This window comes from Anaerobiospirillum sp. NML120448, assembly GCF_023050945.1.
GTDB lineage: Bacteria > Pseudomonadota > Gammaproteobacteria > Enterobacterales > Succinivibrionaceae > Anaerobiospirillum.
In genome coordinates this window covers 12,959-37,484 of record NZ_JALKIM010000020.1, presented here as the reverse complement: position 1 = coordinate 37,484, position 24,526 = coordinate 12,959, and the positions used below count along the sequence as shown (strand labels likewise).

At 39.4% G+C, this 24,526-nt stretch carries 14 protein-coding genes and 1 other RNA gene; 14 read left to right on the top strand and 1 reads right to left on the bottom strand.

Annotated features, from left to right (window positions below; all coding sequences use genetic code 11):
• Positions 1–32: 32 nt before the first annotated feature.
• The 3 genes from MXE38_RS05450 to MXE38_RS05440 all read left to right on the top strand — a co-directional run bounded on the left by MXE38_RS05450 (position 33) and on the right by MXE38_RS05440 (position 4,663).
• Complete coding sequence (locus tag MXE38_RS05450; RefSeq protein ID WP_246912985.1) at positions 33–2,066, top strand: M48 family metallopeptidase; 2,034 nt, start codon at positions 33–35, stop codon at positions 2,064–2,066.
• A 29-nt stretch (positions 2,067–2,095) separates the two neighbouring features.
• Positions 2,096–2,476: RNase P RNA component class A (rnpB, locus tag MXE38_RS05445), an RNA gene on the top strand.
• Between the two features lie 783 nt (positions 2,477–3,259).
• Complete coding sequence (locus MXE38_RS05440; RefSeq protein ID WP_246912984.1) at positions 3,260–4,663, top strand: hypothetical protein; 1,404 nt, start codon at positions 3,260–3,262, stop codon at positions 4,661–4,663.
• 70 nt (positions 4,664–4,733) lie between these two features.
• On the opposite strand, the gene MXE38_RS05435 is transcribed toward MXE38_RS05440, so the two are convergent.
• Positions 4,734–5,792 carry a trypsin-like peptidase domain-containing protein gene (locus MXE38_RS05435; protein WP_246912983.1) on the bottom strand — a complete coding sequence of 353 codons (1,059 nt, stop codon included), beginning with the start codon at positions 5,790–5,792 and terminating at the stop codon, positions 4,734–4,736.
• 580 nt (positions 5,793–6,372) lie between these two features.
• On the opposite strand from MXE38_RS05435, the gene MXE38_RS05430 reads away from it, so the two are divergent.
• The 11 genes from MXE38_RS05430 to murG all read left to right on the top strand — a co-directional run bounded on the left by MXE38_RS05430 (position 6,373) and on the right by murG (position 24,240).
• Positions 6,373–7,767 carry a DegQ family serine endoprotease gene (locus MXE38_RS05430; protein WP_246912982.1) on the top strand — a complete coding sequence of 465 codons (1,395 nt, stop codon included), beginning with the start codon at positions 6,373–6,375 and terminating at the stop codon, positions 7,765–7,767.
• Positions 7,768–8,283: 516 nt separating this feature from the next.
• Positions 8,284–9,843, top strand: a complete 1,560-nt coding sequence (locus MXE38_RS05425) for an ABC transporter substrate-binding protein (RefSeq protein WP_246912981.1) — start codon at positions 8,284–8,286, stop codon at positions 9,841–9,843.
• Positions 9,844–10,788: 945 nt separating this feature from the next.
• Entirely contained in the window at positions 10,789–11,748 is a 960-nt protein-coding gene (gene rsmH / locus MXE38_RS05420; RefSeq protein ID WP_246912979.1) for a 16S rRNA (cytosine(1402)-N(4))-methyltransferase RsmH, read from the top strand.
• Between the two features lie 2 nt (positions 11,749–11,750).
• Positions 11,751–13,070: a cell division protein FtsL gene (locus MXE38_RS05415; RefSeq protein ID WP_246912977.1), complete on the top strand. Its 1,320-nt coding sequence runs from the start codon at positions 11,751–11,753 to the stop codon at positions 13,068–13,070.
• A gap of 137 nt (positions 13,071–13,207) precedes the next feature.
• A complete protein-coding gene (locus tag MXE38_RS05410; RefSeq protein WP_246912974.1) occupies positions 13,208–14,983 on the top strand; it encodes a penicillin-binding protein 2 in 1,776 nt (591 codons plus the stop codon).
• Positions 14,984–15,127: 144 nt separating this feature from the next.
• Positions 15,128–17,662: a UDP-N-acetylmuramoyl-L-alanyl-D-glutamate--2,6-diaminopimelate ligase gene (locus MXE38_RS05405; protein WP_246912972.1), complete on the top strand. Its 2,535-nt coding sequence runs from the start codon at positions 15,128–15,130 to the stop codon at positions 17,660–17,662.
• A gap of 2 nt (positions 17,663–17,664) precedes the next feature.
• The gene (murF, locus tag MXE38_RS05400) at positions 17,665–19,164 is read left to right on the top strand and encodes a UDP-N-acetylmuramoyl-tripeptide--D-alanyl-D-alanine ligase (protein ID WP_246912970.1); all 1,500 of its coding nucleotides are present in this window, start codon (positions 17,665–17,667) and stop codon (positions 19,162–19,164) included.
• A 78-nt stretch (positions 19,165–19,242) separates the two neighbouring features.
• Positions 19,243–20,325 carry a phospho-N-acetylmuramoyl-pentapeptide-transferase gene (gene mraY / locus MXE38_RS05395; RefSeq protein ID WP_246912969.1) on the top strand — a complete coding sequence of 361 codons (1,083 nt, stop codon included), beginning with the start codon at positions 19,243–19,245 and terminating at the stop codon, positions 20,323–20,325.
• 53 nt (positions 20,326–20,378) lie between these two features.
• On the top strand, positions 20,379–21,728 hold the full coding sequence (gene murD / locus MXE38_RS05390) for a UDP-N-acetylmuramoyl-L-alanine--D-glutamate ligase (protein ID WP_246912967.1): 1,350 nt from the start codon (positions 20,379–20,381) through the stop codon (positions 21,726–21,728).
• A 250-nt stretch (positions 21,729–21,978) separates the two neighbouring features.
• Positions 21,979–23,130, top strand: coding sequence for a putative lipid II flippase FtsW (gene ftsW / locus MXE38_RS05385; RefSeq protein WP_246912965.1), 1,152 nt, complete (start codon positions 21,979–21,981; stop codon positions 23,128–23,130).
• A 39-nt stretch (positions 23,131–23,169) separates the two neighbouring features.
• Positions 23,170–24,240: an undecaprenyldiphospho-muramoylpentapeptide beta-N-acetylglucosaminyltransferase gene (gene murG / locus MXE38_RS05380; protein ID WP_246912963.1), complete on the top strand. Its 1,071-nt coding sequence runs from the start codon at positions 23,170–23,172 to the stop codon at positions 24,238–24,240.
• The last annotated feature ends 286 nt before the right edge of the window (positions 24,241–24,526 follow it).

The window sequence follows — 24,526 nt, the reverse complement described above, 5'->3', positions numbered from 1 at the left end:
CGTATTGTGAGTCTTAGGTTTTAGGATATTTAATGCTAGATCTCGGTAAAGTTGATAGTCGTTTTTTATCTGTAGCATGGAATGAGCATCCCATTGAAGCTTTTGTCTTTGACAATCTTGAGTTTAAGGTGCGCTCTAATGCTAATTTAAAGAATATGAAATTAGCTATTGATAGTACTGGCATGCTAGAGATCAGAGTAAATCCTAAAAGCAGCTGGGGATCAATTAAGGATACGGTTTTTCGTTATTATCAATGGTGCGCTGAGCAGCAAAGTAATATTCTTAAACAATTTGATATTGTTACTTACAGGGCACAAAAAAACCGTACTTTTAAGACCAATGATGTAATTTACATCTGGGGTATGCCTTATCTTATTGAGGTAAAAGAAGATCAAGGGCATGAAGATGAGCTTAAGATTATTCGCCCTCGCCAAATTGTACCTGCCCTAGTACCTAAAGGTCAGTCGCGCTTTTCTGATAAATATGCCTTTTTATTACGTAATGGTTATCTTAATAAAAAGGCCTTATATAACTTGCCAATTTTGAATCAAGGACACTTGATTATGCCTAAGCATAGTCTATGGCAGGATAGCTCTGTCTTTGATCGTGATAAAGTGGCCAAAGGAGCCAAGGTTACTAATACCTTTGAGGATTTTGCGCCTCAAAGTAAGCAAAACTCTCAAGATGATGATTTTTTAAAAACTACTTTATCTCCTAAGAGCACAGCCTCCAATAACCAAGAGCCCAATAACTCTTCTGACTCTAACGCTACCAAGCTCAATAACTTTTACCTCGAGCAGTTTTCTCGTTTAATGCAAGGTTGCCAAGATAACTTATTAAAAAAACAGTATTTTGGCTCACGCATGCTCTCTGCGCCTAAACGCATCATTATTGAAGCCATTATTAAGCCTTATACCGATAAGCTTGATATTAGGCATATGAATAACGACACCATTAGTAAGACCATTGTTAAAAGTGAGACTACAGTTAGTCCTTGCTATAAAGCCTTACTTAAAGGTAGTTTAGACAGTAAGGCTGATATTTTTAACAAAGATCCTTTCTTATGCTTTGATTTACATCAAATCAGTAAGCTCGATAGTCGTTTTACTTTGGAGCTCTATGATAACTTTGTCTCTAAAGACGGAGTTAGAGAAAATGTGCCTCCAGCTCGAATGGTGGTTAATGGTTCTTTAGAACATCACCAGCTCTTAGAGCAGGTAAAAACTTTACGCTCTCAAGGCAAGCCTACTCCTTATATTGTCTTTCTCCCAGAGCAAAAAGACTATCTACAAATGAGCCCTGAGGAACTGTTAAACGAGCTTAATTTACAAAATAATTTCTACCATACAGGGCACTTCTCTAATAAAGATGAGTTTTACTTAGACGAGCAAGAGCTAACCTTATTTACAACTGATGGTGTAGAGCTTGATCCTAGTTTAGCTTTATTTGCCTATTTGCCTGATATGCCGCAAACAGCTAATCATATGTATGATATGTCGGCTCTGATGGCCGAAAGTCATGCCAGTGATAACTTTAGGCCTACTATTGCAGGTAATATCTTAGCTAAGAAAATTAAGCGTGAAAGTGGCGAGTTTTTCCATAAAACCTTGGTAAAGCCAGGCGTGCTAAGAGTAGCGCTTAAAGGTAAAAACACAGGGAAAAAAGTTCAAAAAATTATTGAACAGTACATGGAACAAGAGCTTTATAAAGTTTCTTTAAACTTTTTAGAAAAGCTTAAGCCTTATTATATTTCTGTGTACTTAGCCTCTAGTGCTTATTACCAGATGGAGCCTATCTCCTGGATGAAAAAGCTCGAAATTAAAAAGATGAAGCCTTTAGGTCAGTGCCGCTCTAAAGGTACAGCTGCTGATATTAGATTGAATTTGCAGTTAGCCCATTACCCTATTAACGTTATGGCTTCGGTAGGTATACATGAGCTGTGTCATTTAGTGGTATGTAATCATAGTGTAGCTTTTAAGTACATGCTGCGTATTTTCTGTCCTAGTGCTGATAATGTCAGCAATTCGCTAATTCAACTAGGTATTGTCCCAATCGATACTATTTAATTTAGTACGCTTGTGATATAATCTGCCCTCGAGTTGACTGGGCAATCGCTGCTGAAACACGTGCGCTAAGGCATACGGTTTTGGGGGAGGAAAGTCCGGGCTCTATAGGACAAGGTGCCAGGTAACGCCTGGGGGGTGTGAACCCACGACCAGTGCAACAGAGAGCAGACCGCCGATGGCCGTAAGGTACAGGTAAGGGTGAAAGGGTGCGGTAAGAGCGCACCGCGCTTCTAGCAATAGTAAGCGGCACGGTAAACTCCACCTAGAGCAAGATCAAATAGGCCTCCGTATAATGTGGTCCGCATTTGGGGGCGGGTCGATTGCTGGAGCTTATTCGCGAGGGTAAGCCTAGATGAATGATTGCCACTTAGAAATAAGTACAGAACCCGGCTTATAAGTCAACTCACATACTCCTTACAAAACTCTCACCTCTTATTATCTTCACCACCAAAGCTCTAATCCCTTTTATAAGAAACTAGTAGCTACTAGCAGCTCATCCTCTTTAATGAATCAGATCTATAGTAGTTTCCATACTAAAGATGCTATTTATCAGCTAACTACTACATTGTAAGCCCAGATACTCACCATACTGGCACCCGCCTTAGCCTTTAAGCTTAACTTACCAATGAGCATGCCCATGCCAAAGCCAATGCGCAGGCTCTGGCGAACTCTCATGCTCGTGCGGCTCAATTAGCCATAAGAGAAGATAGGTAAATAGGCCAGATAGCAATCAGGCAACAGCGCAAGCATGTGCAAGCTTTCAAGCATGCATGTTTGGCTGCTTGCAAGAGATCGGGCGGGCGTGCAAGAGATTAAGGGGGCGGGCGAACAGGTATGCAAGCTGGCAGGCAGGCAAGATGGCATGCTGGCGAGCTAGCTGGCGATGTGGCTTGCTTTAGTAGTGGGCCATAGGCAATGGGCAATGGTAGAGACGGGTAATGGGGTAGAGGTTGATATATTGCTAAGAACCATTGAGAGGTGGGGCTGAAACAATATTTTTCTTAAACTTATCATATTGTTAGTTTTTAGGATGTTCATAAACAAGGTAAAATAAATTAAGATAGGTAAGTTGTACTATAGTTTTACCAACGATTATTGTAGTTAGCACCTCAAAAGATTTTCATGCCTTATTAGATGATCTTTAACAAATGGAGATTAAGGCGGTTTTGTCGTTTATCCGCTTAATGATATTTATGAAATTTTTGTTAAGTACCGCTTTGTTAGTTAGCTTATTAGGATTAAGTGTAAGTATCCCACCTGCATGGGCACAAACAGCTGTTAATAGTAGCACTCAAAAGATTGGTAATTGTCAACGTCCCCCAAAAGCTAATTGCTTTAATACTCCTTGCTATAGTGAAAGTATTAATCTGGCCAAGGCTGAGCAAGATTATTTAAAGATTGTAGGAAATTATTATGATCAAGAGGCTGTATTCTATAGTTCAGATACACCTCATGCTCAAAGTTTATCCAAGAGCATTAATCGCCTTACTAGTCGCTACAATGCCAATGTGGGCTTTGCTGTTTTTGATGCTAAGGGGGTAGCTTTTTTAAAAAATAATAAGCCTTTTCCAGTTGAGAATATGAGGGGCTTTTATGTTTGCTATGCAGCCGCAGCTAAATTAGCTGAAGAAAATTTACCTTTTGATTACAAGGTAGAGGTTCCTCTTAGTGAGTTTGCTTATAGCAAGAATTCAAACTTATATAAGGCTATTTTAAGAAGCACTTTCCTCGACGAGATAAAAAGTGGTTCAGCAACTATAGAAAAGCTCGTTGATGTTAATAAACTTCAAGACAAGAGTAACATCAATGAAGATAGCACTGCTGATGAGCAAATTAAGGCTAATATTGGTAAGTTTAACTCTTTTTATAATTTAACTAGCGATGCTACTGTTGAGCAATGGCTTATCAAGGGCTGGCTTGAGATTGCTAATAAAAACGGCATTAATAGTATTAAGTTGCCGATTAGCGATTTGATTTACTATGGTATGAATGAAGACGATGTCTTTGCTACTCATATTCTAGTGGAGTGCTTTTTAAAGGGTGAGGATGTTGTAGCCAAGTTTTTAAAAGATAAAGGCTTAAAGATTGAGCCTTATGCCTTAGTCGATGCCTCTGGCCAAAAGAGTCGCCATTATAATGGCCCTAAAGGTTATAACTATGCGATTAACAATTACCAAAATGCTCGCCTCTTTGGAACTTTAATCAACGACCAATCTTTAAGCGTGGAAATTAAGGATTTAATATTACATTCCATGCGTTTTGCTCCTCGCAGTCAGGGCTTTTTTAGTGAAGGCATTAAAGATAGTGTCGATAAGATGAACAATAAAGAAGATCTTTTTTCCGAGCTTAAGATTTTTGATCTCAATAGTTTTACTAAAGGCCCAGACCATAGATGGACTGCTACTACTTTAGCTTATGTTGAGTTCTTAGGCCGTCCTTATGTTGTCAGTATTGGTATTGATAATATTGTAGGTGAAGAGGGCAAAAGCAAAGAGCAGGCTCAAATCATTTTGCAAAAGATAGGTACCATTATCTTTGACCATTTGCATTTACCAAGATGTTCTCATGGTACCTTGATTATTAGAAATCCTGTCTAACAGCGCTAGAAAGGGCGCAAAAAGGCAATACTTATCATGAAAAAGTCCATATTTAGTATGGACTTTTTCTTTAGTCAACATTAGGTCTATCTTCTGCTAAGACAACAGGTGAAAGGATAGTTTGTCCTGAGCGGTCTAAAGTGAGATTAAGTACTGTACCTGGAGTGGTATTGGAAATAATATCAATCAACTCACGTACATTGTTAATAGGTTTATCATTTACTTTTTTAACAATATCGCCCACCTGAATATTGGCTTGAGCTGCTGGTCCTAAAGGATCAATATAGCGCACTAGGACTCCATTAATAGAGTTATCAGCCACCATATTGTCATTTTCATCACTAATACCCAAATAGCCTCTTATTACTCTGCCATGTAGAATGATCTCATTCATTACACGTACCACCAATTTAGTTGGAATGGCAAAGCTAATACCATAAGTTCCATAAAGGTTTTGATTAAAAGATGCGGTGTTGATGCCTACCAAATCGCCATTAGTATTTACTAAAGCACCACCTGAGTTGCCTTGATTGATAGGAGCATCAGTTTGGATAAGATCTTGTAGTCCTTCTCTAATATTCATGAGCTCTCTGGTTAATAATCCAGAGCCAGTACGAGCTGTGGCCGAAATAATGCCATGAGTAACAGTTAGTCCTAAGTTATTAGGATTTCCTATAGCTAAAACTACATCACCCACTCTTGGTTGGTAGTGAGGGTTGATGTTAATAGGGTTAAGATTTTTTGCTTTGATTTTTAACAGCGCAATATCAGTACGGCGATCAAAGCCCACAATAAAGGCTTGACGTAACTTACCATCAGGGGTCTGAGCCCAAACGGCTCTATTAGGCTCATTTAACGAAGGAATAACATGGTAGTTAGTTACTATATAGCCATCAGAAGACATAATGACACCTGAGGCTGAGGTGGTAATTTGACCTGTCTCTTTGGACATGCCTGTGTAGTCGCTATTAAGACGTGAGACATAAATATTGACCACACTAGCAGAGGAGCGGGCGACTGCATAAGAGTAGGATTGAATGTCTTTGCTAGATGAGTAAATTTTGTTGCCAAAAGACTCGCCTATATTAGGAGCAAGCTTAAGGATAACTAATGCTGCGACTAAACCCACCAGGACTGGGAGCAGCAACATGGTAAACCATGTCTTTTTATAAAACTTAGTCCTGTGAGGCATAAATGGATTCCTAATTTTTTCAAATCAATCAATAACACTATTATTCTAACAGTTTTAGAAAATACCTTATGAGTTTTACTGCCAATTGCTAAGCAAAAAAATTTTTGTGTTAGAAAAGAGCTTGTATATGGTATTTGTTTGGTAGGCTGCTTATTTTTTTCTAGCATATCTTACAGAAAATTAAAATTGCTAAGTATTTGCTAAGCATCACATTTTAAGATGAAATTGTTGACAGAAATTAATTTGCAAGATTGTCACAAATTAACAATTAACACTTAACTTTGTCTAAGCTTAGCAGCCTTACTGCTGACCCCTTAGTATGAACTGCTAGGCCTTAGATGATAAGGCTGAGTGGTTAATCTCTGACAATTTTGACCAGTTAAATACTTTTAGCTTGGTAATTATGAGCTCACCTACCAAGAAATTAGTTTTAATTAATTTTACAGTTTTATGGTTTAACACGAATCTTACTCATATGCTTTGGAAGTGATTCGTGGTGTAATTTGGTGAATGACTTATGAAGTATTTTAAGCGCTCTGCTGCTGCCCTAGCTATTGCTACTTTAACCATTTTCTCCTCTTCTTTTGCTACCAATGCTGTTGCAGCTGATGCTCAGCCTTTAATTAATGCCATGCAAAATGCACAAGGCGAACCTTCTTTAGCTCCTATGCTTAAGAATGTTATTCCTGCGGTAGTGAATATTTCTGTTAAGGGCACTAAGGAAGTTTCCTCTCCTATGTTTAACGTTCCAGAGGAATTCCGCTTCATGTTTCCACAGCTTAATCAGCCAAATCGCCAAAGAGAGTTCCGTGCTTTGGGCTCTGGTGTAATTATTGATGCTAAGGCTGGTTATGTGGTAACCAATCACCACGTGGTAGAGGATGCCTCTGAGATTCGTATTGCTCTTTCTGATGGCCGTGAGTATGAGGCTAAGAAAATTGGCTCTGACCCACATACTGACTTAGCTTTATTACAGTTAAAAGATTTTGAAAATTTAACTGCCTTACCTTACCAAAGCTCTGAGAGCATGGAAGTAGGTGACTTTGTGGTGGCTATTGGTAACCCATTTGGTTTAGGTCAAACTGTTACCTCAGGTATTATTTCAGCTTTAGGTCGTACAGGCTTAAATATTGAAAATATCGAAAACTTTATCCAAACCGATGCTGCTATTAACTCTGGTAACTCTGGTGGTGCTTTAGTTAATTTACGTGGCGAGTTAGTTGGTATCAATACCGCAATTTTAGGCCCTAATGGCGGTAATATCGGAATTGGCTTTGCTATTCCAGTTGATATGGTTAAGACTGTAGTAGCTCAGCTCAAAGAGTTTGGTGAAGTTCGTCGTGGCACCTTAGGTGTAGTTGGTACTGAGCTTACCCCAGATCTGGCTGATAACTTCGGTTATAAGGGTAAAGCAGGTGCCTTTGTTAACGAGGTAGTAGACAATAGTGCTGCTCAAAAGGCTGGTATTAAGCCAGGCGATATTATTACCTCTATCAATGGTAAGAAGATCTCCTCTTTTGCTGAGTTACGTGCTGTGATTGCTACTTTAGGTTCTGGTGCTGAAGCTCAAATTGGTATCTTCCGTGATGGCAAGAATATTACAGTAAAGGCCAAGCTCCAAGAGCCTGACACCATGGCAGGTAGTGACGCTGGTATCTTATCTGAGTTCTTCTCTGGTGCTATGCTCGCTAATAATGATACAGGCCCTGGTGTAGTAGTTACCTCTGTAGATAAGAGATCACGTGCTTACTCTATCGGTTTACGTGAAGGTGATGTGATTACCTACGTTAACCGTGATCAAGTAAAGGACTTATCATCCCTTAAGGATAAGCTCAAGGATGGCAAGAGAAAGAGTACTGCTATTCGTATCGAGCGTGGTGATAGCACTTTATACTTAACCATTCGCAACTAATTAGAATCTTGATTATTAGGGAGCTCAAGCTCCCACATGAGCGGGGGCTTGAGCCCCTGATTAAGGGGAGCGTAAGCTCCCCTTTTTATTGGCTCTATAAAGGCTTTTGTGTGTATGGTGTTTCATAAGGGCGCTGCTAATGCTCAAAAATGGTTAGAAACAATACAAATTGCACCAAAATAGATGTTATTTAAGGAAAATGGCTTATATATCAGCCTAAAAAGGCATATTTATGCGATGAGCGCCTCAAGTTAGGCTTGTTTACTTGAAATTTGCTAGTCCTTAAATGAAAATGACAGTGCTCTAATAAAGAGACACTGTTGTTTAGGATGTTTTTTTAGTGCTAATAATTGGTTTTAGTACTGACTAATGTAGGCTAAAGCACAAGCTTTATTCCTTGTACTGAAAGTTTAAGTTCTAGTTTTATGGTTAAAAGCTTGAGCTTTAGCCAGCATTAGATAGCTCTATATAAGAACATCCTAAAACAAGTTTACTTCTTCATTTTAGGATTAAACTATGAAGTTATTTTCTTCTAAGACTCTATTAGCTACTGCTATGTCAGTGGTTTTTGCAGTCAGCACTTTTAGCGCTGCTAGTGCAGCTCCAATGTCTCGTAAGCCACAAGACAACCTCTTTTATGCTACCTCTACTGAGCCTTTAGGCTTAGATCCTGCTTTAGTTGATGATAATGATTCTGGCAACATTAACTGCAATATTTATGAGTCATTATTAAAGTTTAAGGCTGATAACACTGAAATTGAGCCAAGCTTAGCTGAAAGCTGGACTATTAGTGAAGATGGTCTTACTTATGTATTCAAGCTCCGTCAGGGCGTAAAGTTCCACGACGGCACCCCATTTAATGCTCAGGCTGTTAAGTTCAACATCGATCGTCAGATGCCAGAGAACTTAGTGCCAAAGATGTCCTATGCTCCATTAGTATTTGGTGACGTTCAAAGCACTAAAGTAATCGACGATTACACCATTGAGATTAAGTTAAAGAAGAGATCTACTCCTTTCTTACGTAACATGGCTATGTGCTTTGCTGCACCTATTGCTTCCCCAGATGCTCTTAAGAAGTTCAACAACAACTTAATGGAGAATCCAGTAGGTACTGGTCCATATAAGTTAGTTGCTTGGGATAAGGGTCAACAACTTATCTTAACCACCAATGAGGACTATTGGGGTAAGAAGCCACCTGTACAAAATGTTATTTACAAGATCATGAAGGAAACTTCTGCTCGTGTAGTAGCTTTAAACAATGGCGAAGTTGATATTATTAACGGTATCGATGCTAACGTAATCGACCAATTAAAGCAGGGCGGTTCTAAGATTTTCGAGGCCGAGGGTAATAACGTAAACTACATGGTTTACAACTGCCGTGATGGTTATGTAACAGCTGATCGTGAAGTTCGTAAGGCTTTAGCTCAGGCTATTAACGTACCAGAGATGGTTCAGTCCTTATACAAGGGCTATGCCACTTTTGCTCCATCTTTCTTCCCAACCTTTATGTCTGGCTATGATCCTAATGTTAAGGCTGTAACTTATGATCCAGAAGCTGCTAAGAAGTTCTTAGCTGAAAAGGGCATCAAAGAGTTACGCATCTTAACTTACTCCAACGCTCGTTACTACAACACTGTTGGCGGTCAAGTATTAGCTGAGGCTGTTCAGGCTTACTTTGATAAGGTAGGCGTAAAGGCCAAGGTTGACGTATACGATTGGACTACTTTCAAGAGCAAGCTCTTAACCGATAAGTGGGATATTACCTTCATTGGTTGGGTTGGCGATAACGGTGATCCAGATAACTTCATCAACATCTTAGCTGCTAATGACCCAATCTCTAACCAGGGCTTATGGCAGAACAAAGAGTTCATCGAAATTATCGAAAAGGCTACCCATGTAGCTGATGGTCCAGAGCGTATTGCTTTATACCAAAAGGCTGAGGCTGTATTAGCTGAGGACGTTGGTGTATTACCAATCTCCCATGCTAAGACTTTAGCTGCTTACCGTCCAAACATTGAGGGTAAGTTCACCCACCCAATCGGCTTAAACTTCTTTGATCAAGTAAAGAAGAACTAAAATTAGCTGATTAGTGCTAAATTGAAAAAAGGGCAGAGAGTATTATATTCTCTGCCCTTTTTGCGTAATGAATCCTATAAAATCAGTACTTAGAAGTATCGTTGCACTAAACTTGTGCGTAACTTAATGTTAATTATGATATATATCACAACTTTAAATAAAAAATTGTTTTTTGCTAGACATAGATGTCTTTCGATAAGAGTTATAAAGCACTCAAAACAGTTTAATCAAATATTTTTGTGTGAGTTTGGCATTTAATCAAGCTTTTATGAAATAAAAAAGTCAGAGCTGTGAGGAGCAAATTTCAAGAGTAATTAGTGAATTTGTGCTTATGTAAGAGCGCTTTTGTAAGTAAGCACAGCTAATTTATGAATTTTTGCTCTAAAAGTAATACGTAAGTATCTATAAAAATCAGTCAAAAAGAGCTGATAAACTCCGTTAGAATCGTGTTTTTTAATATGGGTAGTTTGAGATCTTTAACATAATAATTTAGAATGCTCCTTATATGTGTCTGCATAAGCCTACAGTTATTTGTGTGGCTGATGTAAATCACAAGATAACCATTTCTAACTGTAGTTGTTTTTAAGATCAGTTTACTTGGCAAAGTTTAGCTTTGCTAATTTGTGGCAGTGGTTAGTAATTATTTATAGTTTTAACCATTTAATTTAATCATGGCAGCAAGGTCATAACTTATTTTCAATAGCAATCATAAATAAGTTGTGCTCTCTCCATGGTTTTACAGATTTTTTTATAAAGTGCTTGTTTTTTAGCACTTTTGCTTTGCTTGTTTAAATAATTTTAGGTGGCATTAGGTAATTATTACCTGTATTTTGCTAGCTACAAATCCTAAGTATGAATCTTAAAAGCAAACCAAACTATAGTCAGTATTCATGTTAAGCAAAGTCTGATTATTAACATTAGAAAGTTGATGCTAAGGATTGATTAATGGCTACTTTCTCCCACATCCCTGTTTTATTGCATGAGTGCATTGAGGGCTTAAATATCAAGGCTGATGGTGTTTATATTGATGGCACTTTCGGTCGTGGGGGTCATTCACGCCAAATTTTAGCTTCTTTAGGTTCAAATGGACGTTTAATCGGACTGGATCGTGATTTAAGCGCTATTGAAGTAGGTAAGGAATTAGAAAAAGAAGATCCTCGTTTTACCATTGTTCACACTCCTTTTTCTCGCTTAAGTGAAGTTTGTCAGGAGCTTGATTTAGTTGGTAAGGTTGATGGCATTTTGCTTGATATTGGCGTGTCCTCACCTCAGCTTGATGATGGTAGTCGTGGCTTTTCTTTTGATAAAGATGGCCCTTTGGACATGCGCATGGATCAAAGTGCACCAAAGTCAGCACAAAGTGTCATTGCTTCTTATGATGTTAAGCAATTAGCTTATATTTTTAAGGTCTATGGTGAAGAGCGTTTTGCTAATCAAGTAGCCCGTGCTATTGTGCGCCGCCGTGAAAATGAGCCTTTTACTAGCACTAAAGATCTAGCTAATGTCATTGCTGGCGCAATTCCTGGCAAGCCAACTCCTAAGCATAAAGCAACCAGATGCTTCCAGGCTTTAAGAATTGAAGTTAACTCAGAACTTGAAGAGCTAAAAACCGCCCTACAAGGCGCTGTTGAGGTCTTAGCCCCACAAGGTCGACTTTGCGTTATTTCCTTCCACTCACTAGAAGATCGTATTGTGAAAACTTTCTTTAAAGAAAGCTCTCAAGGTCAAAAAGTACCTTCAGTAGTTCCTCTTACCAGTGAGGAGCTGGATCGTATTAGATTACAGACAGCCACTTTAGATTTAATTGGCGGCGCTATTAAGGCCACCGATGCTGAAATTGAGGCTAATGTACGATCTCGTAGTGCTACTTTGCGCGTTGCGCAACGCTTATGTAAGGGAGAATAAGTATGTTTGGCTTTACTCCCAAAACCCGTAAGCATGACCAATTAGATAACAGTGAAATGATTTCACTGTTAGGCTCTAGTGTTGATAATGATCAACTCAATGGCGACTTGCTTAAATTTGGTGCTTTAGATAATGGTGACGAGCTTAGTCAAGAAAAAGTAGGGGCTTTTGTTGCTGATGCCTCTATTTATAAAACTGCCTCAGCTGATAAAGCAGATAAAGCAGGCCCATTAGCTCAGACCAATACCACAGAAACTCAATACTTTGATATTGATAGCCTCGATGACGACTTCTTAGATGACGAATACCTCGAGGACTTTGCCGCTCAAAAGACCTCTGCTCCAGCAGCATTAGCTGCTAGCGCAGCGACAGCAGCTAATGCTGCTAACGCTGGCGCTAGCGAGAGTGCTAGCTTAGCAGATGGCAAACTAGATCCGATTGCTGCGACATTGGAGGAGATTGCTACTAGCAGTGAGGAAGTTATTGACTGTAAAGAACAAGTGCTTGATAACGCCTTGTTAACTGATGATAGTGTCAATAATGAACTTTCTTTTAAGGTCGAACAAGTAAGTAGCGATGATACTCCGCCTAAAGCTGTGATTTTAGATGAGGCTGAGGCTTTACGAGAGGCTAAAAATCAAAAGAGAGTTAGCGCTCAGGTTAATGACATTCTTAATTTAGATAAAGAAAAGAAGTCTAAGACTAAATTTGCTTTGATTGGCCAGAGTCTTTATAACGTACAAAAAGATGAAGATAATCTTTTAAGTAACGAAAAAGAAGAATTTGGAAAAATTGAGGCTGAGGACTTTATTACTGGCAATGTGACTGTAGTCAGCCAAACCTTGCGTACTGGTACTGATAATGTAGTAATTGCTACCTCTGGCGCTTTAGATAGCTCTTATGATGAAGAAGAGAGCGAAACTAAAGAGCAAATCCATGACGTTGATTATGACAGCCACTCTCAACGTTGTAGCATTACTTTAAGTCTGCCAAACGACAATCAAGAGCAAAAAGAGCCTCGTTTATTGCCTCTGTTATTAAGAGACTTTGGCGTACATTGGATTACTTATGGTTTAGCCATTTGTGTGTGCTTGTTATGTCTGTTAAAGGTTTATCAAGTACAAGACACACGTGATCTTACAGCTCGTTTAAATGAGGTGGTCGCTACTAATGCTGATTTAGAAAAGCAATGGTTGATCTTAGTAGCCTCAAGACAGAAGCTCTCAGAGCACTCAGAAATTCGTGCTGTGGCTAGTGAGTCTTTGGGTATGGTTTCACCAAAAACAGAAAATGAGAAAGTAATTTCTCTGCATAGAAAATAGTTTTTATTAAAAGGCCGCATAAGCGGCCTTTTTCATACCTTGATAAACATAAGTCTAAAGTTGAGTAATATTTAATTTTTCTTATAATTATGAGATCTTTTAGATTTTATAGATTAGTTAATCAATGGTAGTTATGAATGTCGATTTTTAGCAGTTTTAAAAAAGCCAAAGATAAGCGCTCTAAAGGAGGGTTATCCTATCGGGCTAATAGTAAAGTAGGTACTGCTAATAAGCCTAGTGATGGCTCTGATGTCTATTTGCTTAGTAATTTTCGTCTTTCCATAGTTTGGCTGGTCATTTTAGTCTCAATAGGCTTTTTAGTAGGCCGCTTATTATGGATTCAGGTACTGCATCCAGAGCGCTTAATTAAAGAAGGTAATAGCCGTATTATCCGTAACTATACCTATGAGCCAGCACGAGGACTGATTACCGATCGTAATGGTAAAATTCTCGCCTTATCCGTTCCTGTAAAAAGTATATTTGCCAATCCTCGTGAGATGAATGATAAAAAAGTAACTCACAATCCTGAGTTATTAAGGCAAATAGCACAAATTATTGATGTATCTCCCCAAGAGCTGTTTGACAAGGTCAAAGATAGCTCTCGTCGTCATGTGCGTTTAAAGCAATATTTACCTATCAATAAAGCTCAAGAGCTAGCTAAGCTTAAAGTTCCAGGTATTTTTATTGATGATAACTACCAGCGCTATTACCCTACTGGAGCAGTAAATGCCCAAATTGTAGGTATTTTAAGTGGCGAAGGTACAGGTGTATATGGCGTAGAAAAAAGCTTTGATGAGTTTTTGTCTGCTGAGAGCATGTCTAAAAAGGCTAAAAAAGATCTCAGTGGCCATATTATTGAAGATTTGGGCGTTACCGAAAGAGGTAAAGTGGGCGGTAATTTAGTACTTAGTATTGATGATCGCCTTCAGACCTTTGCCTATGAGGCTTTAGAAGAGGCCGTCAATAAACATGGAGCAGAGTCTGCTAGTGCGGTAATGATGGATGTTAAAACAGGTGAGGTTTTGGCTATGACCAATTACCCTAGTTTTGACCCTAATGATCGCACCTACTTTGATTCTAATCATGCTCGTAATCGTGCCATTACTGATGTGTTTGAGCCAGGTTCTACTATTAAGCCTTTTGTAGCTCTAGCAGGATTAGAGTCGAAACAAGTCAAATGGACAGAGGTGTTTGATACTAGATCCTTTAAAGTTAATGGCAAGTGGATTACCGATACCAAAAAAGTAGATAGCTCTACCTTATTTGAAGTTATTAAAAACTCGTCGAATACAGGTATGGCGCAAATCTCCATGAGAATTGGCCCTGCCATGGTTCTTTCTATGTTTGAGCGCTTTGGTTTTGGAACTAGTACCAACTCAGGTCTTTCAGGTGAAGTGCAAGGCAATATTAATAGCTCACGAACTTTCTGGTCAGAAATTGATAAGGCTACTTTAGGCTATGGTTACGGTATAACTGTAACTTCGCTCCAGCTGGCCTCTGCCTATGCAACTTTAGCTAATTATGGAGCCAGAATACCAGTCTCCATTTTGCGTCAGGTAGAAAAGCCATCCTACTCGCAAGTAGCTAATGTCAATGAAATTAGGCGCATGCATAGTGTGCTGGAAATGATTGTAGATCAAGGTTCTGGTAGTAGAGCGGCTATTAATCGTTATCGTATTGCAGGTAAGACAGGTACTGCTCATATTGCCCAAAAGGGTGGTTATGCCGATGAATATGTAGCATCCTTTGTTGGTTTTGCTCCTATCTCTAATCCCCGCTTTGTATTATCAGTAGTGGTATTTAATCCGCAAACAGGAAGCCACTTTGGTGGTGCTGTATCTGGTCCGCCATTTCACTACATTATGACCAAGGCGCTACAGCTTTATAATATTCCACCTGATAAGAAAGAGTAGAGTGTTTTAAAGCTCTGAAAAATAGTTAAAATAAGCGCTTGCTATTAAGATTTACTCTGATATTAAGTTTAATAGGAAATTTCTAAGTTAATTAAGCCATACTTAGTAATGCTATTAAGATAATTTGGCTTTGAGGTTTATTTAATGAAATTTGAAGGTACCTTAGAAAGCGTATGCGACTATCTTGAAATCACTCCTGTATTGAGTGACAGGATAAGACAACTGTTAAGCAAAATTAAAGTTACCAATATTGAGTGTGATTCTCGTCGTGTAACTAAGGGCACCATCTTTTATGCAAAAAAGGGCGCACACTTTAATCCTTTTGAGCATTTAGAAGAAATCAAAGCCAAAGGTGCAGTTGCTATTTTAATTGATGCTCCTAGTGAAAAAGAGCAGCAAGATGGCTGGCAATCAGTACTTAATTACGCTCAAGTAGGTAATCAAATTAAGCCTAATATTGATACTGATGATGGTGACTCTAACGTTGTAAGCCAAAAAGTGCGCTCAGGCAAGGCTGTGGTCACTCGTTATATTAGCGATCCTATTTTGGCGCAACAAGAATACAAAGCATCTCAAGAAACTCCAGAGGCTAAAGCTATTGCAGATGCTAAGATGTTGCGTTTGGTATTGCCAAGCAACAAGAGCTTAAGTGCTTTGGCAGGCCTTATTTATGATAATCCATCAGAGAAGTTACGTCTTATTGGTGTAACAGGAACTAATGGTAAAAGCACTATTACTAGCTTAATTGCTCAAATGCTTAATCGTTGTGGTCATAAGTGTGCGTTATTTGGCACTTTAGGTTATGGCTTTTTAGATGATTTGCAAGTTAGTGCTAATACTACTTTAGATGCCATTTCTCTACAAAGAGAGCTGGCTCATTATGTTGAGCTTGGTGCTGACTATGCGGTCATGGAAGTATCATCAATTGGCTTTTGTGAAGGACGTGTGTCTGGTTTAAGCTTCTTTGCTGGTGCCTTTAGTAATTTAAGTCGTGATCACTTGGATTATCACCAAAATATGGGTGATTATTTTGCTTCCAAGTTAAACTTCTTAAAAATGATCCCTGAGCGCTATTTGGTAGTTAATTGCAACAATCAAGAAGGTAGCAAAATTGCCAGTGAAATTAGCAATTGCTATCAAGTAACTATTCAAAGTACAGCCTCAACTGCTTCTATTGCCTCTCAACTTAATATTCAAAATATTAAATATGAGAGCTCTTATACTGAGCTGGCCATTAATGTAGGTGCTAAAAAGACTTTAAGCACTAAACTTGGCCTATTAGGTAAGTTTAATGTAGAGAATTTTGCAGTAGCTTTAGGCGTATTAGTGTCTATGGGCTATGACATTAAGTTCTTAATGCGCAATGCCTCTAAATTAAAGCCTATTACTGGTCGTATGGAGTGCTTCTGTCTGCCTGAAAAGCCACGTTTGATTGTTGATTATGCTCATACTCCTGATGGTGTAGAGCAGGCTTTAAGAGCAGCACGCAACCATACTGATGGCAATGGCCGTATTTTTGCCATTGTAGGTTGTGGTGGCGATCGTGATATGGGCAAGCGACCAATTATGGCGCTTAAGAGTTCAGTATATGCTGACTATGCTATTTTCACTGCTGATAATCCTCGCTCAGAGAAGTTAGATAACATTATTAACGATATGCTCTTAGGTGTAGAAACTGATCCTAGCGAAAGTGCACGTTATGTATTGTTAGATGAGTATTACCAAATTACTTTGTTATTAAAAGATCACCAAGACATCGTTGACCAGGCCTTAGCTAAGATTAAGGACACTCACAATCCTGACTACACTTACTGTGAGGCAGTTTTAGCTCAAGCAATTGGCAAAAATAAGCCTTTTGAGGAGCTTAATACTGAGCTTGAGATTGTATGTCATGAGTCTAATGATGACTTGTTCTATGAGCATGCTAGCGATTATGTAACTCAAGTTCTCAATTGTTGTGCTCAGAGCTTAACTTTCGAGCAATATGATGCGCTACGTGTTAAGTATGATAAGACTTTAGTCAACCATGCTCTTAAAGGCGCTTACTATCAAGCCCATCAAGAAATTTTTGGTATGCCTGTATGTCTTATCAAAGACAAAGATGTTATTCGCAATGTCTTTGTTATTAAAGACCGCTATCAAGCTATTCGCTTTGCCTATGAGCATGCTAATAAGAATGATTGTGTGGTCATTGCAGGTAAAGGTCATGAGGATTATCAAATCTTTGCAGATAAAACCATCCACTTTAGTGATCGTGAAATCTGCTGCGAGCTTTTAGGCATCAACGAAGATGGTCAGCCCCTAACAGCCCTCAACCGCCTCGACATGGCCGCCGCCCTCAACCCAAGCACCACCAAGGCCAAGTCCAAGTCCAAGGCCCCAGCCTCCGCCAAGGCCCCTGCAAAAGCAGCGGCCCCAGCTACAGCAAAGGCTAAAGCTACTGCCGCCTCTAAAGCCAAGGCTCCTGCTACTAAGGCTACAGCTAAGGCTGAGCCAAAGGCTAAGGCTCAAGCTCCTGTGGCTAAAGTAGAGAGTGCTAATAAGGTAGCTGCTAAAACTACTGCAAAAGATGCTCTAAAGGCTGCGCCTAAGGCCAAGGCTCCTGCTAAGGCCAAGGCTGAGCCTAAGGCTCAGGCAAAGGGCAAAGCTAAGAGCTCACAAAGTGCTAAGGGAGAATAACTATGATTGCTTTTTCTTTAAAAGAGCTAGTACAAAAGAGCAAGGGCCTTTTACACTTTGGTGCTAAGAGCAAGCTTAATAGTGACGAGGCTTTAATTAAGAGTGTCTCCACCTCATCTAAGAGTGCTGATCAAGATACTTTGTTTGTTCCGCTTAAAGGCGAGCGCTTTGATGCTCATGATTTTATCGAAGATGCTTTAGATCATGGTGCAGGGGCAGTAGGCTCACATAGATCCTATGATGAGCTTAAAGGTCAGGTTTCTTTAGAGAAATTAGAGCGCTGCACCGTAGTTGAGTGCTCTGACACTTTAAGACTATTGGGCTTATGTGGCCAGATTGTGCGTCACAAGAGTGGTACTTTAATTGGCGCTATTACTGGCTCTTGTGGTAAGACCACAGTTAAAGAGATGTCAGCCTCTATCTTGGCCCAAAAAGGTAAAACTTTGTTTACCGAGGGTAACTTTAACAATGATGTGGGTGTGCCTTTAACTTTATTGCGCTTAGATAATAGCTTTGAGTATGCCATTGTTGAGCAGGGTGCTAGCCATTTAGAAGATATTGCCCGTACTAGCGAGTTTGTTGAGGCTGATTTTGCTTTAATTACTAATGTAGGCGAAGCTCATATTGAGGGCTTTGGCTCTAGTAAGGGGGTTTATCAGGGTAAAAGCGAGATCTTAGATAAGCTCTTTAGTCTTTATCCTGTAGAGAAAAAAGACTATACCTCAACAGGCCTATTAAAAGGCATTGCTATTGTTCCTGCTGATAACAAGTTTATTGACTGCTGGAAAGAAGATTATTTAAGTGCTTTTGAGCAAGGTAAATTGTTAACCTTTGGCACCTCTAGTTCTGCCACTATGCAGGTTAGCAATATTGTTAGCACTAATAATGTGTTGTCTTTTCATTTACATAGTAATGATGAGCGCTTTAAGTGTGATGTTGACATCACTATTAATTCCTTAGGCCGTCACAATGCTATTAATGCCGCTGGTGCTGCCTTATTAGCTATGGTTATGGGTGCTAGTGAGCAAGAGGTAGTACAAGGTTTAAGTACTACAGAAAATATGAAAGGCCGCTTAACTCCAATTAGCTATGACCATGGTTTAACTATTATTGATGATGCCTACAATGCTAGCTTTAATGCTGTGATTGCTGCTATTGATACTTTAGAGGCCTTTGAGGGCAATAGAGTATTTATTTTTGGTGATATGGGTGAGTTAGGCACTCAAGAGGTAGAGCTTCACCAGAAGGTAGGTGCTTATGCTAAGGATAAGATTGATTTACTCTTATGCATAGGCCCGCTCTCTCAGTACTCAGTTAGCGCTATGGGCCATAAATCACTGCATTTTACCAAGCATGAAGATCTGATTGATTATTTAGAAAATTACCTAACTAAGAACTTACAAGATCAACATAAGGTGACCTGTCTTATCAAGGGTTCTCATGCTATGCATATGGATATAGTGGTCAATGCTCTAAAGGATTTTGCTAATCAAAAAGCTTAATAGAGTTAGTTTTTTAGTTTATCTAGCGCTTAATGGTTGTTTGAGGGAATTGAGCGCTTGTTTTTTGGGGAAATTATCATGCTCATTATGTTGGCTGATTGGCTCACTCAATATGTGCCAGCCTTTCGTGTCTTTGAATATCTTACCTTTAGAGCGGTATGCGCCTTACTTACAGCCTTATTCTTATCATTATGGCTAGGCCCTAAAACTATTGCTAAATTACAAGTTTTACATTTTGGTCAAGTAATTCGTAAAGATGGACCAGAAAGTCACTTAAAGAAGCAAGGTACTCCTACCATGGGCGGTATCTTGATCAATGCTACTATCATTGTGTCCATTCTTTTATGGGCTCGCTTAGATAACGTCTATGTGTGGTATACCGTAGCTACTGTCTTTGGTTATGGTTTAATCGGCTTTGTAGATGATTATTTAAAAGTAGTAAGACATGATCCTCGTGGTTTAAGAGCTAAGTATAAGTACTTTTGGCAGTCTGCTATTGCTCTAACTTTAGGCTGCTGTATTTATGGTTTTGCCACCTCGCCAGCTGAGACTACTTTAGTAGTTCCTTTCTTTAAGAGCTTCATGCCTGATATTGGCTTCTTAATTATCCCTCTGGCTTATTTTGTAATTACTGGTTCTTCTAATGCAGTAAACCTAACTGATGGTTTAGACGGTTTAGCCATTATTGTTACTATTACCGTAGCCAGTGGCTTAGGTATTATTGCCTGGGTAACTTCCAACTATAATTTTGCAGAATATCTTTATATTCCATATGTGCCATTAGCCTCTGAATTGGTCATTGCCTGTGTATCCATAGTTGGTGCTGGCTTGGGCTTCTTGTGGTTTAACACCTATCCTGCTGAAATCTTTATGGGCGATGTCGGCTCCTTAGCTTTAGGTGCAACCTTAGGTATTATTGCCGTATTGATCCGTGAGGAACTCTTATTATTTATTATGGGCGGTATCTTTGTAATTGAAACTTTAAGTGTGATTTTACAAGTTGGTTCTTTCCGCTTACGTGGTGTGCGTATTTTTAGAATGGCACCAATTCACCATCACTTTGAAAAGGGTGGTTGGCCAGAGCCAAGAGTTATTGTGCGTTTCTGGATTATTACCATTATTTTGGTGTTATTGGGTTTAGCAACCTTGAAATTACGTTAGGCCTTAGATAGCTAGTTAAAAAAATAACCAAATATGGTTGAGGGGAAATAGCTGTGGATAGATATAAGGGAAAAAAGATTGCTGTTGTCGGTCTTGGTATTTCCAATATTGCAGTAGTGTCATTCTTATTAAAGCATGACTTAAAGAAATTATCTTTATTTGATACTAGACCAAATCCTCCTTATGCAGAAGAGGTTCCAGGTGGTGTGGACTTCAACTTAGGCCCACTTAATGTTGAGTTGCTTAAAGAATACGACATGCTAGTAGTAAGCCCTGGTCTTTCTATCAATATGCCTGAAATTAAGGCCGCAGCTGATGCTGGAGTTGAAATTGTAGGTGATATTGAGCTGTTTGCTTTTGAGGCTAAGGCTCCTATTGTTGCTATTACTGGTTCTAATGGTAAGTCCACCGTAACAGCCTTGATTGGTTATATGCTAGAAAAAGCAGGTATTAATACTGCTATTGGTGCCAATTTTGGTAATCCAGTTTTTGATATTCTCTCTGATCGTGTTGAGGCCTATGTTTTAGAGCTTTCGAGCTTTGAACTTGAGACTACTAAGAGCTTAAAAATTGAAGCTGGTGTCATTTTAAATGTATCTGAGGATCACTTAGATCGTTATGATGGCAGCTTAGAGAAGTATGCTCAGGCTAAGCGCCGTATCTTTACTAATTGCAATAAGATTATTGTTAATCGTGATGATAAGCGTACCTATCCAGTAATAAAAGAGCAAAACGAGCGTATTTTCTCCAGCTTTGGCTTAGATAATAAGGAATATGGTCGAGAGGTAACTGATCAGACCACTTATTTATGCGTCAATGGTAAGCGTGTTATGGATGCCCGTGATTTAATTATCTGTGGTATTCACAATGAGCTTAATGCTTTAGCTGCTATGGCTTTAGCTGATGCTATGAATATTCCTCGTGAAGTGCAAATTCAAGCTTTAAAAACCTTTAGTGGTTTAGAGCACCGTTGCCAATTAGTACGTATTTTAGAGGGTGTATCTTTCTATAATGACTCTAAGGCCACTAATGTTGCCTCAGCCGAGGCTGCTATTTCAGGTTTAAGCCCACGTCATAAAGAAGGCATTATTTTATTAGCTGGCGGTATTGGTAAGGGCCAAGATTTTACCCCTCTTAAGCGCTATATTGGTAAAGAGGTCAGCAAGGTTTATTGCTTTGGTCGTGATGCTCAAAAAATCTTAGACTTAGATAGCAAGCGCTGTGTTAGTGTCTTAAATATGCGTCAGGCTATTCGTCAGGCCTTTGCTGAGTCTAAAGATGGTCAGGCTATTTTATTAAGCCCTGCTTGCTCTTCCTTTGATCAATTTAAGGGCTTTGATGAGCGTGGCAGAGTGTTTGTTAATTTAGTTAACAACCTTATTAGTAAGGATGATCTTGTCTAGCACCACCATCCTAGGGTGGGGTAGCTATTAGTAATTTTCCCTAGTATCTAAGTTAAAAACACCGCTTAGTGGTTAGGGGAGATAAAAATAAGGGCTGCGCATAGCGCAGCCTTTATTTTAAAATTCTGTGAGGAAATCTTAATTAAAAGATGTCCTTGACCAAGCATTTTGTAAGTATCGCAAGGTGTGATCAGATCAATTATCCTCAATAAGACAATATAAGTCTTGCTCTTTATTTATTGGGTTATATATGGCAAAAAGCGACAATAAAGTACGAAAGGTAGCAATGTTTGATCGCACCATCATCTTTGTAAGCCTGCTCTTATTGCTAATTTCCATTGTGTTGATTTCCTCAGCATCGGTTCAAGAAGCTTTTAATAAAACTGGTGACACTTATTTTTATCTCAAACGCCAAGTTGCTTTTACCGCAGTAGCAGTAGTTTGGGGCATATTAATGACCTCCATACCAAGTAAAACCTGGTTTAATATTGCTCTGCCCTTGATGGGGGTGGCGATGGCGTTATTAGTTTTAGTGTTGATAGTGGGCAAAGAGGTTAACGATGCTAAACGATGGATTGGTATTGGCCCAATTAATTTACAGCCTGCGGAATTACTAAAACTATTTTGGATTATTTATTTTTCCAGCTATACCTGTCGCAAAATAGAAATGGTGCGACATATGCTATCGGGCTTTATTAAGCCTTTGTGCTTTATTGGTTGTATAGCAGGCTTGCTATTAATGCAACCTGATTTTGGTTCATTAGTCGTAGTGACAGCCATAACTTTTGGTATTCTTTTTGTAGCGGGCGCAGGCTTATTAAAATACGTAAGCACCTTATCTCTAGTAGCCCTAGCTGGAGCCGTAATTATCTGGGTGCAGCCTTATCGCTTAGCTCGTATTACAGCCTTCTTAGATCCGTGGCAAGATCGCTTTGGCAAAGGTTATCAGTTAACTCAATCATTGATGGCTTTTGGTAGAGGAGGCTTAACAGGAGAGGGTATAGGTAACTCTATTCAAAAGCTAGGTTATTTGCCTGAGGCTCACACTGACTTTGTTATGTCTATTATGGGCGAGGAGTGTGGCTTTATTGGTGTCTGTTTTGTTATCTTGCTGGAGTTTATTATTGTAGCCAAGGCTATTATGCTATCTGCCAAAATCTTAAAACAAAAAGTAATGTTTCAAGGATATGTAGCTTTTGGTATAGGTATGTTCTTCTGTTTGCAAACAGTAATTAATATTGGTGCTGCCTCTGGTGGTTTACCTACTAAGGGACTTACTTTGCCTCTTATTTCCTATGGTGGCTCCTCTTTAATTGTTTGCATGTGGGCGCTAGCTATATTATTGCGTATAGATTATGAGTGGCGAACGCAAAAACTAGGTGAGTTAAATTACAACTGTTAGAAACCCTAGCGTTTTAGTGATATTGGAGTTGGGCATATTATGAGTAAAAGAGTTTTAGTAATGGCTGGTGGCACTGGTGGCCACGTGTTTCCTGCTTTAGCTATTGTCAAAGAGTTACAAGCTCGGGGTCATAGTGTAGAGTGGTTGGGCACTAGAGGACGTATCGAAGAAAGGGTGGTGCCTAATGAGGGCATTAACATCCATTATATTGATGTCAAAGGAGTACGTCGTAACGGTCTTATGTCATTACTTAAGGCTCCTTTTATGGTGATGCATGCCATTTTACAGGCTAAAAAGGTTATTAAGACTTTCAAACCTGATGTAGTTATTGGCTTTGGTGGTTATGCCTCAGGTCCTGGCGGTATGGCTGCCTACCTTAGCGGTATTCCATTAATCTTACATGAGCAAAATGCTGCTGCTGGTATGACCAATAGAATTTTAGCCCGCTTTGCAAGTAAGATTTTGTTAGGTGTTGGTCAGGCCTTTGAAGGCCCTAAGGTTGAGTCAGTAGGTAATCCTGTACGTAAAGAAATCTTAGAGCTTTTTAATGAGGAGCGTACCTTTGTTCATGAAGATGGCAAAACTCATATTTTGATCATTGGTGGTTCTTTAGGTGCCCAAGCTTTAAATGAGCATGTCCCTGAGGCCTTAAAGCTCTTTGAGAGCGATGACATTGTAGTATTCCATCAATGCGGTAAGGATCAGAGTGCCAAGACTGCTGCTTTATATGAAGGCGCTAAGTTTGAAGTTCAAACCTCTGACTTTGTTGAGGATATGGCTAGCGCCTATAGAAATGCTGATCTTATTATTTGCCGTGCGGGCGCTTCAACCATATCAGAGGTAAGTGCTGCTAAGTTACCAGCTATTTTTGTGCCTTTGCCAACTGCTGTTGATGATCACCAAACTAAAAACGCCTTATCATTGGTAAATATTGATGCAGGCAAGCTCTTAAAGCAAAGTGAGCTTAATGCTAATTCTCTTCACGATTTGATTGCCTCTATGCGTGACGTTGCTACTTTAAAGTCTATGTCAGAGCATAGCGCCCAAGCCGCCAAACTCAATGCTACCCAACGAGTTTGCCAAATCATCGAGGAGCTAGCCAACAAGTAGCCCTCCCATTGCCATGAGCTGCGCTCATGCCCATGGCCCATAGCCAGGCCTATGGCCATAAGCCATAGGCTCAGGCTATGGCTCTGGCTACGGACACGGCCAGGCCAGGCCAGGCTAGGCTAAGCCTAGCAATGATGGGCAAATGCCCTTCATGAATAAGTCCGTAGGCTTAGGTAGCAAGCAAAGATTGCAGAGCTATTTTTTTGTCTCATAGTGGATGAGTAAGAGATTAGGTTAATTTAGAGTAAGCATAAGGAAAAGTATTAGCAATTATTAAGAGCTCTTA